Origin of the sequence: Burkholderia sp. MSMB1589WGS (assembly GCF_001636105.1) — a bacterium.
In the GTDB taxonomy this organism is placed as follows: domain Bacteria; phylum Pseudomonadota; class Gammaproteobacteria; order Burkholderiales; family Burkholderiaceae; genus Burkholderia; species Burkholderia humptydooensis.
The window spans coordinates 1,046,769-1,059,068 of the sequence record NZ_LNJT01000006.1; the positions used below are offsets into that span (position 1 = coordinate 1,046,769).

Sequence of the window (12,300 nt, forward strand, 5' to 3'; positions counted from 1 at the left end):
CCCCACATTCATCAGAAGACAGGAATCAGGAGACTCGGATGACGCTCCCCCAATCCGTGAAGATCGTCGAAGTCGGCCCGCGCGACGGGCTGCAGAACGAGCAGGCGTTCGTGCCGACCGGCGTGAAGATCGAACTCGTGAACCGGCTGTCGCGCGCCGGGTTTCGCAACGTCGAGGCGGCGTCGTTCGTGTCGCCGAAATGGGTGCCGCAGATGGCCGACGGCGCTGACGTGATGGCCGGCATCGAGCGCCGCGCGGGCACGATCTACTCGGCGCTCACGCCGAACCTGAAGGGCGTCGAGAACGCGCTCGCCTCGCGCGCCGACGAAGTCGTGATTTTCGGCGCGGCGAGCGAAGCGTTCTCCCAGCGCAACATCAACTGCAGCATCGCCGAGAGCATCGCGCGCTTCGAACCCGTCGCGCGCGCGGCGCAGGACGCGGGCGTGCGGCTGCGCGCGAGCGTGTCGTGCGCGCTCGGCTGCCCGTATCAGGGCGACGTGCCGATCGAGGCGGTCGTCGATGTCGTCGAGCGTCTTGCCGCGCTCGGCTGCGACGAGATCGACATCGCCGACACGATCGGCGTCGGCACGCCGGGCCGCACGCGCGCGGTGCTCGACGCGGTCGCGAAGGCGTTTCCGCGCGAGCGGCTGTCGGGCCACTTCCACGATACCTACGGGCAGGCGCTCGCGAACATCTACGCGGCGCTCCTCGAAGGCATCGCGATCTTCCACGCGTCGGTCGCGGGCCTCGGCGGCTGCCCGTACGCGAAGGGCGCGACGGGCAACGTGGCGACGGAAGACGTGCTGTACATGATGCGCGGGCTGAACATCGACACGGGCGTCGACCTCGATCAGGTCGTCGCCGCCGGCGATTTCATCTCGAATGCGATCGGCCGCGCGAACGTGTCGCGCGCGGGCCGCGCGCTGCTCGCGAAGCAGCGCGCGGCCACCGAGCCGCCCGCCTGCGCATGACGCGCGCGGGCGCCCATTCACCCCACTCCACGAGGATGCGAAGCGCACTCATGGCTACCCCCGCCCCCATCGACAAGCTTCCCGATTCCGCCCGCCGCGTCGCGTTGCTGCTGCGCGAGCGCGGCCATGCGAAGGGCATCGTGATGCTCGAGGAAACCGGCAAGACGTCGGCCGAAGCCGCTGCGGGCCTCGGCTGCTCGGTCGCGCAGATCGCGAAGTCGATCCTGTTCCGGCGCCGCGCCGACGGCGCGCCGGTGCTCGTCGTCGCGAGCGGCGCGAACCGCGTCGACGAAAAGAAAGTCGCCGCGCAGGTCGGCGAAGTAGGCCGCGCGGACGCAAAGTTCGTGCGCGACAACACCGGCTACGCGATCGGCGGCGTGTGCCCGATCGGCCATCTCGTCGAGCCCGTCATGCTGATCGATCGCGACTTGCTCGAACTCGACAGCCTGTGGGCGGCGGCGGGCCACCCGCACGCAGTATTCAACCTGTCGCCGCAGGAACTCGTGTCGCTGACTGGCGCGCCGGTCGCCGACGTCGCGCAACGCAGCGACGCATGAGCGGCGACCTAATGGAAACGCACGGCGCGACGCCCGCCGAGTGCGCGCCGGGCGCGGCGCCCGCCCTCGATGCGGCGACGCATGCGCCGACCACCGCGCGCACGGACGCAAGCGCCAACGCCACGGCGGCAAGCGCCGCTGCGCAACACGCAGTGCCGAATGCGGGCGTGCCGTCACCATGCACGAACGTCTGCCGGATCGATGCGGGGACCGGCTGGTGCGAGGGCTGCCGCCGCACGCGCGACGAAATCGCCGGCTGGCGCAAGCTCGACGACGACGCGAAGCGCATCGTGCTCGCGCGCATCGCCGCACGACGGGCAGCATGAGCGGTGCGCATCGAGCGCGTGCCGCGCACGCAAAAAAAAACCGTCCGACCTGAAAGGCGAACGGCGTATCGAATGAGAATTCTGTGGACGTGATCAACGTCACTGCGCATCATACGAGCGCCCTCGCTGCACCGCATCAGGAGTTTCCCTACAACTTTCTTGCGCGTGTCGGAATGTCGCAGCGCGCGCTCGCGCTCACATTCGCATTCGCGCGGCGCGTTCAGCCGCGCGCCGCGACGCTTCGCGCCGGCGCGATCCGCCATCCGAGGTTCACGCCCGCCGCCGCGAGCAGGATCAGCGCCGCGCCGAACACCTGGCTCCACGCGAGCGCCTGTCCGAACGCGATCCGGTCGACGACGATCGCGACGACCGGATAGACGAACGACAGCGCGCCGATCGTCGCGGTCGGCAGCTTCTGGATCGCGCCGTACAGCAGCACGTACATGATCCCCGTGTTGACGACGCCGAGCACGACGAGGTCGAGCCACTGCCCCGCCGTCGCGGGCAGCGCGTCGTAGTGGACGAACGGCGCGAGCGCGAGCACGCCGACGCCCGTCTGGAACAGCGCGAGCAGATGCGGCGGCGTGCCCTTCAACCGCTTCGTGACGATCGACGACACCGCGTACAGGAACGCCGCGCCGAGCGCGAGCGCGACGCCCTCGAGATACTCGCCGGGCACCGCGAGCACCGCGGGCTCGACGCGCACGACGAGCGCGAGCCCGCCGAACGCCAGCACGAGCCAGGCGACGGCCGACGCGGTGAGCCGCTCGCGGAACACGATCGCGCCGAGCGCGACGAGCATGAACGGCTGCGTGTTGTAGACGGCCGTCGCCATCGAGATCGACGCGCGCGAATACGCGGCGAACAGCAGCGCCCAGTTCGCGACGATCGCGATGCTGCCGATCAGCGCGAGCGCGGCCGTGCGCTTCGTCAGCAGATCGCGGCGCAGCAAGCCGAGCGCCGCGCAAATGATCAGCATCGTCGCGCCGCCGAACAGGCAGCGGAAAAATACGACATTCATCAGATGCTGCCGCGACGACACGACGAGCCAGCCGATCGTGCCGGACATCAACATCGCGACCACCATTTCGAGCGCGCCGCGGCGCGTGTCGTGCGAAGCCAGGTTCGAAGCCATGTGAGTTCTCGCGAGAAGAAAGCCTGACTTCGATTCTAGGGACTTGATTCGCGCATCTCCATCGATAAACTGAGCACAAAGCGTCTTTCCACCTTTGAAAAGAAGGCTGCCATGCAAAAACGCCTTTCCACACCGCCACCCGTGGCGGGCGCGCTCGATGCGATCGACCGCGAACTGCTGCGCACGCTCGCCGACGACGCGCGCCAGCCCGTCAGCGAGCTCGCGCGGCGCGTCGGGCTGTCCGCGCCGAGCACGGCCGACCGGCTGCGCCGGCTCGAAGCGCAGGGCGTGATCGCGCGCTTCACGGTCGAGCTCGATCCGCGCGCGCTCGGCTACACGCTGCAGGCGATCGTGCGCGTGAAGCCGCTGCCCGGCCAGTTGCATCTCGTCGAGGAGTTGCTGCGGCGGATTCCGGAATTCGTCGAATGCGACAAGGTGACGGGCGACGACTGCTTCGTCTGCCGGCTTTATCTGCGCTCGATCGAACAGCTCGACGGGATACTCGCGAAAGTGACCGAGCGTGCGGAAACGAGCACGTCGATCGTCAAGTCGACGCCCGTCGCGCGGCGATTGCCGCCGCTTGCGCCCGAAGAAGATTGACGCGCGCGCGTCGCGCCGTCGATCGCCGCCGCCCGCGGCGTCGGCGTCACGCCGCCTCGCGCGCCTCGAAGAACGAGACGATCTCGTCGATCAGCGCGACGGGCGCCTCTTCCGGAATGTAATGCCCGCATGCGAGCGCGCGGCCGCTCACGTCGCGCGCGACGCGCCGCCATTCGTCGAGCGGCTCGAAGCAGCGCGCGACGACGCCTTGCTCGCCCCACAGCACGCGCAACGGGCACGCGAGCTTGTGCCCGCGCTCGAGATCGGCGCGATCGTGATCGAGATCGATCGTCGCCGACGCGCGATAGTCCTCGCACATCGCATGCACCGCGCCCGGCTGCCGCAGCGCGTCGCGATACGCGTGCAATGCCTCCGTCGAAAACGGCGCGAGCCCCGCCGAGCGATTGCCCATCACGGCCTCGACGTACGCGTCCGAATGGCCGCCGATCAGCGTCTCGGGCAACGGCTCGGGCTGGATCAGGAAGAACCAGTGGAAGTACGCGGTCGCGAACGCGCGATCGGTGCGCTCGTACATCGCGAGGGTCGGCGCGATATCGAGAAGCAGCATCCGCTCGACCGCGTCCGGATGATCGAGCGCCATCCGGTGCGCGACGCGCGCGCCACGATCGTGCGCGCACACGTAGAAGCGCGAAAAGCCGAAGTGGCGCATCACGGCGACCTGGTCGGCCGCCATCGCGCGCTTCGAATACGGCTCATGCCGCGCATCGCTCGGCGGCTTGCCCGATGCGCCGTAGCCACGCAGATCGGTGGCGATCACCGTGAAATGTCTGGCGAGCGTCGCGGCGACGCGATGCCAGATCATGTGCGTTTGCGGGTGCCCGTGCAGCAACAGAAGCGGCGGTCCCGCGCCTCCTTTGACGCCGAAGATGTCGACGTCTTGCGCCGTGACGCGAAACGGCGCGAACTCCTCAAACGGCATGGTCTTGTTCTCTCGGATTGTTGTGCTCGTTATTGTAGGAGCGCGATCGACTCGCCATCGCAGCCGCCCCCGCGCAAAGCGTAGAAACAGAGCACTCATTCGACAGCCGTGCGGCAGCGCGTTCGTCGAAGCGCGTCTATAATGGCACGACCGTTCGTATTAATTCATCGCGGGCGCGCAGTCGGCACGACACTCCCATAACATATCGACAGCGCGCGACGCGCGTCCGCAAGGGCGGCGCGACGCGACGAATTTCATGCATCCGCCGCGCTCGCGGCGACGATTCAGGAGACACCGCATGGCCCTGCCCGCCGTCCTGCAAAACCTCGCGCTGCCCGTCATCGCGTCGCCGATGTTCATCGTCAGCTATCCGGAACTCGTGCTCGCGCAATGCAAGGCGGGCATCGTCGGCTCGTTTCCCGCGCTCAACGCGCGCCCGGCCGAATTGCTCGACGAATGGCTCACGCAGATCCAGGCGCAGCTCGCCGAGCACAAGGCCGCGAACCCGGACGCCGTGATCGGGCCGATCGCCGTGAACCAGATCGTCCATCAGTCGAACGTGCGGCTCGAGCACGACATTCGCGTGTGCGTCGAGCACAAGGTGCCGATCTTCATCACGAGCCTGCGCGCGCCGGCGCGCGAGATCGTCGACGCGGTGCATAGCTACGGCGGCATCGTGCTGCACGACGTGATCAACCTGCGGCACGCGCAGAAGGCGCTCGAAGCGGGCGTCGACGGCCTCATCCTCGTGGCCGCCGGCGCGGGCGGCCACGCGGGCACGACCTCGCCGTTCGCGCTCGCCGGCGAAGCGCGCAAGATCTTCGACGGCCCGATCGTGCTGTCCGGCTCGATCGCGAACGGCGGCTCGATCCTCGCCGCGCAGGCGATGGGCGCCGATCTCGCGTACATGGGCACGCGCTTCATCGCGACACAGGAAGCGCACGCGGTGGACGCGTACAAGCGCGCGATCCTCGACGCGAAATCGGCCGACATCATCTACACGAATCTCTTCACCGGCGTGCACGGCAACTACATCCGCGAGAGCATCGTGAACGCGGGGCTCGATCCGGATGCGCTGCCCGAATCCGACAAGACGAAGATGAACTTCGGCGGCGACAAGGCGAAGGCGTGGAAGGACATCTGGGGCGCGGGCCAGGGCGTCGGGCTGATGGACGACGTTCCGTGCGTCGCGGAGCTCGTCGCGCGCCTCAAGCGCGAATACGACGACGCGAAGGCGCGCCTCGGGATTCGCGCGTAACCGGGCCCGCCGCATGGTCCGAACGTCGCGGCGCTCTCGCGGGTGAACGCGAAGAACGAGAAGCGGTAAACAACAAAACCCTCGCGATGCGAGGGTTCGTCTTCAGTCTGATGCGGACCGCACGGTCCGCTTTTTTTCGTCGCTACGCGGCGCGCGGCGCCCCCGCGCGTCATCCGAGCCGCTTCATCCGCGGCATCGCGATCTGCCGCAGCCGCTCGTCGATCGACGGGCACAGCGACTGGCCGGCGAAGCGATCGGCGAGGAAATCGACGAACGAGCGCACCTTCGCCGACACGTGCCGGCGGCTCGCGTACACCGCGTAGATCGGCAGCTCGCGCGGCGGCAGCGCATCGAGCAGCAGCGGCACGAGGCGGCCGGACTCGATGTCCTCGCCGACCACTTCGGTGCCGAGGAGCGCGACGCCCGCGCCGCCCAGCACCGCGACGCGCAGCCCTTCGAGATGATTGACGATCACGTTGCCCGACAGCGGCACGCGCGAGGCGGCCGCGACGTCGGAGATCGCCGCGTCGATCAGCGTCTCGTTCGGCTCGCGGCGAATGAAGCTGTGATGCTGGAGATCGGCGATCGTCGCCGGCGTGCCGTGCTTCGCGAGATAGTCGGGCGACGCGACGAGCACGATGTGCGCGGTCGCGATCTGCCGCGCGACGAGCGACGACGATTTCATGCCCGTGGGCGCCGCGCGCACCGCGACGTCGTAGCCTTCGTCGATCAGCTCGACGACGCGATCGGACAGCGTGATCTCGACCGTCACGTCGGCGTAGCGCTGCGCATATGACGTCACCGCGTCCATCACGTGCCGCAGCCCGAACGCGGACAGCGACGTCACGCGCAGCCGCCCTTGCGGCACGACGCTCGCGGCGCCCACCGCCTGCCCGGCCTCGTCGAGTTCGGTAAGCGCCTGCACGAGCCGCTCGTAGTATTCGCGTCCCGCCTCCGTCGGCGCGACGCGGCGCGTCGTGCGATGCAAAAGACGCGCGCCGAGCTGGTGCTCGAGATGCATCACGTGCTTGCTCGCCATCGCCGCCGACATCTCCATGCGTTCGGCCGCGCCGACGAAGCTGCCAACTTCGACGACATAGCGAAACACATTCATGCTGACGAGGGTATCCATCCGAAATGCTCGCAATCGAGAGGAATTATGCAATCGCAAGCAACTGTAACAAAGCTGGTGAATTGAAAACGTCAAAAAAGGCAAAACGGCGCCGCTAATGTGACGCCGCTCACTTTTCCCTGCATCGCCCGGGCGGCGCGCGCCCGGCATCCCATTCGTTAGAACTTCGCACGAATTCCCGCGCCGAACGTGTCGCCGCTCGACATGCCCGAGTAGCGATCGTTCATGTAGGCGGCATACACGTCGGTGCGCCTGGACAGCGGATAGTCGTAGCCGAGCGCCCATGTGCGATGCGTCTGATCGAGCCCGCCCGAATCGCGCGAATATGCGTACGACGCGAGCGCGCTGCCCGGCCCGAGCGGCACCGACACGCCGCCTTGCGCGGTGTTCACGTGCCAGCTTCCGGCGTTCCGCTCGTTCTTCGTATACATATATTGCGCGTAAATCTTCGCAAGCTTGAAGTCATACGACAGGCCGACCTGCGCGACGCCCTGGCTCTTCATGCCGGACACGAGCGCGCCGAGGTCGCCCGGGCTGCCGTTGAAGTTCACGTATTGATAGATCGCCGTCGCCGCGAACGGGCCGTTCGAATAATTCAACTGGCCGCTCCACTTCTTCGAGCGGTTGTCGCCCGCCGTGTTGCCGAACGCGTACATCGCGGCCGCGTTGAAGCCGCCGAAGCTCGGGCTCGTGTAGTCGATCGCGTTGTTCCAGCCCGAATCGCCGACGACGCCCTGATCGGTCGTGTACGTCGGGAACGTGCCGAGCCCGAGGAACACGTGGTACACCATCGGCGAGAACACGTACGAATCGATGAACGGATTGAAGAGGATCGTCGAGATGAAGAGCTGCGTCGTCAGACGCCCCGCGCGCACGGTGCCGTACGGGGTCGCGAGTCCGACGTATGCGTTGCGGCCGAAGAACGTGTCGCCGTCGAAGCGGCCGTAACGGCCGTTCTGGGCGCGAAAGAAATCCTCGAGCGTGAAGATCGCCTGATAGCCGCCGCCGAGATCCTCGGTGCCGCGCAGCCCCCAGTACGACGTCGACATCCCGCCGCCCTGCACGCCCCACGCGCGCTGCCCGCCCGGGAATTTCTGCGCGCCGATCCATTCGTCGACTTGCCCGTAGAGCTGAACGCTCGATTGCGCGCGAGCGCCCGATGCGCCCGCGGCCAGCGCCGCGACGGCGACGCACGCGAAAGTGGTTTGCAGCGCGCGGCTGACGGTTGACTTCATGTGATCTCCAGATTGTCGTCCAACGGAAGCGAGGCGAACGGGCGGGCGACGCCAGGAAGACGCGATGCCGTTCGGGGGGCGTCGCCATCTTCCCGAGCCATTTTTCCGGTCAAAAAAGGAGGGACTTATTGCGGATATAGCGTCAGCGTTAACTTCCCGGCGATTTGTCGGGTGTCGGCGATCGGCTCGCCGGTTTCAAACTGACGAACGGCTTTCCTGCGCGCGCGGAACGCGCGCCGGCGACGATCGCGGGCGGCGGTTCGAACGCGGAGAAAACGCCGGCGTGCGCGCGTCGTCCTCGCAACGAGGCGCGAAAGATAGCGTAATCAAGGAAATGCGAGGCAGGATTTCGCGCGAGTGTCGCGGATTTGCATCAGCCGGCGGCGAGCGCGGCCGCCGGCCCGGCGCTCAGTTGCGGTAGAACGGCGCGAAAAACGGCACGCGCGGGGCTTCGTCCTGCCTCGGCGCCGGCGCGGGACGGCCGCCGCGCTCCTCGTTGTAGCGCGCGACGTCGGCGCGGATCGAGCCGGCGCGCATCGGCAGGTTGGCCGAGCCCGGCGCGTGCGGCGCCTGGCGCGCCTCGGCGCTGATCGGCCGGTACGGGTTTTGCGCCGCGTAGCGGCCATACGACGGCGTCGGGCGCAGCCCCCAGCGCTGGCGATAGCCGTTCACGCCGATCCGCGCGTCGCCGCCGTGCGGCGCCGCCTGCAGATAGCCGGGCGCGCTGCGCCAGCCGCCCCCGCTGCCCGCCATGTACGGCGCGCCGCCGCGCCCGCTGCCGAAACCGGGCCCGCCACCGTGCGGCGGCTGCGCGAAGGCGAGCGTCGCTGCGAGCGCGCACATCGCGCCCGCCGCCCATTGCCCGATCTTCCGTACTGCCCGTTCCGTCATCATGATTGGTCTGCTGCTTGGCTTTTTTGCCCGCGCGCGCACCTGAATCGCGCGCAAGCCTTTCAGCGGTAATTTATGGGCGAGGCGAAAACGTGTCGAGCGCAAAAGTGTTAGACCAAAAGCATCGGTGTAACACCGTGTTACTGCACGGCTTTTGCCGATCCCGCATACGTTTCCGGCGCATGCGCGCCGCCCGTTTTCGACCGTTTCCGCCGTAAGGTTCCAATGTGCCGGCAGCGTGCATCTGCATGCATTCGAATCATCAATCGATTCTTCGAATGAATTTGCCTATTCAATCGCCGGCCGCGACAATATCAGGTCAATAACCGCCGCGCCGCCCGCGGGCCGCCGGCGCTTCCACCGCATTCGATCGAGACCCGAGATGGCGCGCTCCCGCTTCGTTCCCGACAACTTCACGCTCGCGCTCGTCGGCACCGTCGTGCTCGCGAGCTTCCTGCCGTGCCGCGGCGCAGCCGCGCACGCATTCAACTGGGCGACCGACGTCGCGGTCGGCCTGCTGTTCTTCCTGCACGGCGCGAAGCTGTCGCGCGAGGCGATCATCGCGGGCGCGACGCACTGGCGGCTGCACGCGGTCGTGCTGCTCAGCACGTTCGCGCTGTTCCCGCTGCTTGGCCTCGCGCTCAAGCCCGTGCTCACGCCGCTCGTCACGCCCGCACTGTACGCCGGCGTGCTGTTTCTCTGCACGCTGCCGTCGACCGTGCAATCGTCGATCGCGTTCACGTCGATCGCGAAGGGCAACGTGCCGGCCGCCGTCTGCTCGGCGTCCGCATCGAGCCTGCTCGGCATTTTCGTCACGCCGGCGCTCGTCGGCGTGATGGTGTCGACGCAGGGCACGGGCGCGACCGCGTCGCCGTGGAGCACGATCGGCGCGATCGTGATGCAACTGCTCGTGCCGTTCATCGCCGGCCAGTTGCTGCGGCCCGTGATCGGCCGCTGGATCGAGCGCAACCGCGGCGTGCTGCGCTTCGTCGATCAGGGCTCGATCCTGCTCGTCGTCTACGTCGCGTTCAGCGAGGCGGTGAACGAAGGGCTCTGGCACCAGATTCCGGCGACCGCGCTCGCGGGCCTCGTCGTCGTCAACGTCGTGCTGCTCGCGATCGCGCTCGCGGTCACGACGATCGTCAGCAAGCGGCTCGGCTTCAACCGCGCGGACCAGATCACGATCATCTTCTGCGGCTCGAAAAAGAGCCTCGCGGCCGGCGTGCCGATGGCGAAGGTGATCTTCGCCGCGCACGCGGTGGGCGCGGTCGTGCTGCCGCTGATGCTGTTCCATCAGATCCAGTTGATGACCTGCGCGGCGCTCGCGCAGCGCTGGGGCGCACGCGATACGAGCCGCGAGCGGCCCACGGGCGCGCGTGGCGGCCGGCCGCTTGGCTCGGGCGCGAGCGCGGCGAAGCGCTGAGCGACGGGCGCGGCGAAGCGGGCTGCTTCGGCCGCGCCGCCGCCTCCCCGGCGGCCGACGCCCCAAAGCGGGGCGTCGCTTCACGAAAAATTCATTCAACCCTGGTTCCGCGACGCCGTTAAGCCGGCTTCTCGTCACGGCCCGGCGCGTCACGAGCGCGGCGCGCCGCTTCCGGAACCACCCGATGAACACCACCCGCCTCACCGTCAAGACCCGTCTGCGCGCCCTCGTCGCAGTCGTCGTCCTCGTGCTCGCCGCCGCCGGCGGCATCGGCCTCGCCGGCGTCGCGCGCGTCGGCGACGCGCTCGCGCACGTCTTCGAAGATCGCGCGAAGACGCTGCAGCGGATCTCGTCGATCGACGAGCTCGTCACGCAGACGCGCTACGCGGTCGGCGACGCGGTGCTCGATCCGTCCGCCGCGAAAACGGAGGCGGTCGCCGCGGCGTCGGCGCGCGACATCGACGCGATCGATCGCCTGCTCGCCGACTTCCGCGCGACGCCGCGCGCCGGCGCCGAGCGCGAGCAGGCCGAGCGCCTCGCCGCCGACTGGGCGACGTTGCGCGACAAGGGCATCCGGCCCGCGGTCGATCTGCTCAAGGCGAACAACCTGTCCGAAGCGCAATGGGTCGTCACGCAGACGCTCGATCCCGTCGCGCAACGCGTGAAGGGCGAGGCCGCGCAACTGCGCCAGGGGCAGCTCGAGGCCGCGCAGCGCGCGTACGATCGCGCGCGCGGCGTCGCGCGGCTCGTCCAGTGGGCGGTCGCGCTCTGCGTGCTCGCGGGCGTCGCCGCCGTCGCGATCCTGTGCGCGGCGATGGCGCGCGCGCTCGCGCGACAGTTGGGCGGCGAGCCCGACTACGCGGCGAGCGTCGCGAACGAGATCGCGTCCGGCAATCTCGCGCTCGACGTGCGCGCCGCCGGCGCCGCGTCCGGCAGCGTGATGCATGCGATGCACGCGATGCGCACGCGCCTCGCGGCGACGATCGGCACGCTGCAGCGCGCGGCCGACGCGATCGCGCACGCGACGTCCGACATCGCGCACGGCAACCACGACCTGTCGCGCCGCACCGACGAACACGCGGCCGGCCTGCAGCAGACGGCGAGCAGCATGGAGCAGCTCGCGGCGACGGTGCGCACGAACGCGGATCACGCGCGCCAGGCGAGCTCGCTCGCGCTCGCCGCGTCGACGCAGGCCGAGCAGGGCGACGCCGCCGCGCGCGATGCGATCGCGCGGATGGAGGCGCTGTCGGTGCGCTCGCGGCAGATCCGCAGCATCTCGTCGACGATCGAGGGCATCGCGTTCCAGACCAACCTGCTCGCGCTGAACGCGGCCGTCGAGGCGGCGCGCGCCGGTCAGGCGGGGCGCGGCTTCGCGGTCGTCGCGCAGGAAGTGCGCGGCCTCGCGCACCGCAGCGCGCAGGCGGCGAAGGAGATCTCGGCGCTGATCGCCGACGTGACGGGCGAAGTCGAGCTCGGCGCGGACACGGTGAAGGCCGCGGGCGGCACGATAGTCGGCATGCTCGCGTCGGTGCGGCAGGTCGCGACGCTCGTCGACGAGATCTCGCACGCGTCCGAGGAGCAGCGCAGCGGCATCGATCAGGTGAACCGCGCGGTCGCGCAGATGGATGAGATGACGCAGCACAACGCGCTGCTCGTGCAGAAGGCGGCGAGCGCCGCGGGCGCGCTCGCCGGCGAGGCGGCCGCGCTGCGCGAGGCGGCCGCGATCTTCCGGGTCGCGGCGTAAGCGCTGCCCGCCTCGGCGCAATCGCCTTGTTTAGCATTTTTAGTAAACGATTATGGCTACATTTACCGTTTATACATAAGCACTTATA

12 protein-coding genes are annotated in these 12,300 nt (G+C 68.6%); 7 read left to right on the top strand and 5 right to left on the bottom strand.

From position 1 onward, the window contains the following. Window positions 1–38 precede the first annotated feature (38 nt). The 3 genes from WT16_RS07050 to WT16_RS07060 are packed head-to-tail and all read left to right on the top strand — an operon-like array spanning window position 39 to window position 1,854. Window positions 39–971 carry a hydroxymethylglutaryl-CoA lyase gene (locus WT16_RS07050; protein WP_009911100.1) on the top strand — a complete coding sequence of 311 codons (933 nt, stop codon included), beginning with the start codon at window positions 39–41 and terminating at the stop codon, window positions 969–971. A gap of 50 nt (window positions 972–1,021) precedes the next feature. Next, window positions 1,022–1,528: a YbaK/EbsC family protein gene (locus WT16_RS07055; RefSeq protein ID WP_006024302.1), complete on the top strand. Its 507-nt coding sequence runs from the start codon at window positions 1,022–1,024 to the stop codon at window positions 1,526–1,528. Continuing rightward, a complete protein-coding gene (locus tag WT16_RS07060; protein WP_063532968.1) occupies window positions 1,525–1,854 on the top strand; it encodes a DUF1289 domain-containing protein in 330 nt (109 codons plus the stop codon). Before WT16_RS07055 ends, WT16_RS07060 begins: the two co-directional genes overlap by 4 nt. 220 nt (window positions 1,855–2,074) lie before the next feature. Here the strand turns inward: WT16_RS07060 and WT16_RS07065 are convergent, their stop codons facing one another. Then, on the bottom strand, window positions 2,075–2,989 hold the full coding sequence (locus tag WT16_RS07065) for a DMT family transporter (protein ID WP_006024300.1): 915 nt from the start codon (window positions 2,987–2,989) through the stop codon (window positions 2,075–2,077). Between the two features lie 111 nt (window positions 2,990–3,100). On the opposite strand from WT16_RS07065, the gene WT16_RS07070 reads away from it, so the two are divergent. Beyond that, window positions 3,101–3,589 (top strand): Lrp/AsnC family transcriptional regulator, encoded by a 489-nt coding sequence (locus WT16_RS07070; protein ID WP_015602269.1) that lies wholly within the window; start codon window positions 3,101–3,103, stop codon window positions 3,587–3,589. A gap of 46 nt (window positions 3,590–3,635) precedes the next feature. On the opposite strand, the gene WT16_RS07075 is transcribed toward WT16_RS07070, so the two are convergent. Further along, window positions 3,636–4,529 (bottom strand): alpha/beta hydrolase, encoded by an 894-nt coding sequence (locus WT16_RS07075; RefSeq protein WP_006024298.1) that lies wholly within the window; start codon window positions 4,527–4,529, stop codon window positions 3,636–3,638. Window positions 4,530–4,827: 298 nt separating this feature from the next. On the opposite strand from WT16_RS07075, the gene WT16_RS07080 reads away from it, so the two are divergent. Continuing rightward, a complete protein-coding gene (locus WT16_RS07080; protein ID WP_059930514.1) occupies window positions 4,828–5,787 on the top strand; it encodes a nitronate monooxygenase family protein in 960 nt (319 codons plus the stop codon). A gap of 169 nt (window positions 5,788–5,956) precedes the next feature. Here WT16_RS07080 and WT16_RS07085 read toward each other — a convergent pair whose 3' ends face one another. From WT16_RS07085 to WT16_RS34325, 3 genes are all read right to left on the bottom strand, one after another. Further along, on the bottom strand, window positions 5,957–6,919 hold the full coding sequence (locus WT16_RS07085) for a LysR family transcriptional regulator (RefSeq protein ID WP_063532969.1): 963 nt from the start codon (window positions 6,917–6,919) through the stop codon (window positions 5,957–5,959). Between the two features lie 158 nt (window positions 6,920–7,077). Continuing rightward, window positions 7,078–8,154, bottom strand: coding sequence for a porin (locus tag WT16_RS07090; RefSeq protein WP_063532970.1), 1,077 nt, complete (start codon window positions 8,152–8,154; stop codon window positions 7,078–7,080). 408 nt (window positions 8,155–8,562) lie between these two features. Next, window positions 8,563–9,048, bottom strand: a complete 486-nt coding sequence (locus tag WT16_RS34325) for a hypothetical protein (RefSeq protein WP_043281943.1) — start codon at window positions 9,046–9,048, stop codon at window positions 8,563–8,565. A gap of 379 nt (window positions 9,049–9,427) precedes the next feature. Here WT16_RS34325 and WT16_RS07100 point away from each other — a divergent pair, with 379 nt between their 5' ends. Further along, on the top strand, window positions 9,428–10,468 hold the full coding sequence (locus WT16_RS07100) for a bile acid:sodium symporter family protein (protein ID WP_015602149.1): 1,041 nt from the start codon (window positions 9,428–9,430) through the stop codon (window positions 10,466–10,468). Between the two features lie 184 nt (window positions 10,469–10,652). After that, entirely contained in the window at window positions 10,653–12,212 is a 1,560-nt protein-coding gene (locus WT16_RS07105) for a methyl-accepting chemotaxis protein (protein ID WP_063532971.1), read from the top strand. The last annotated feature ends 88 nt before the right edge of the window (window positions 12,213–12,300 follow it).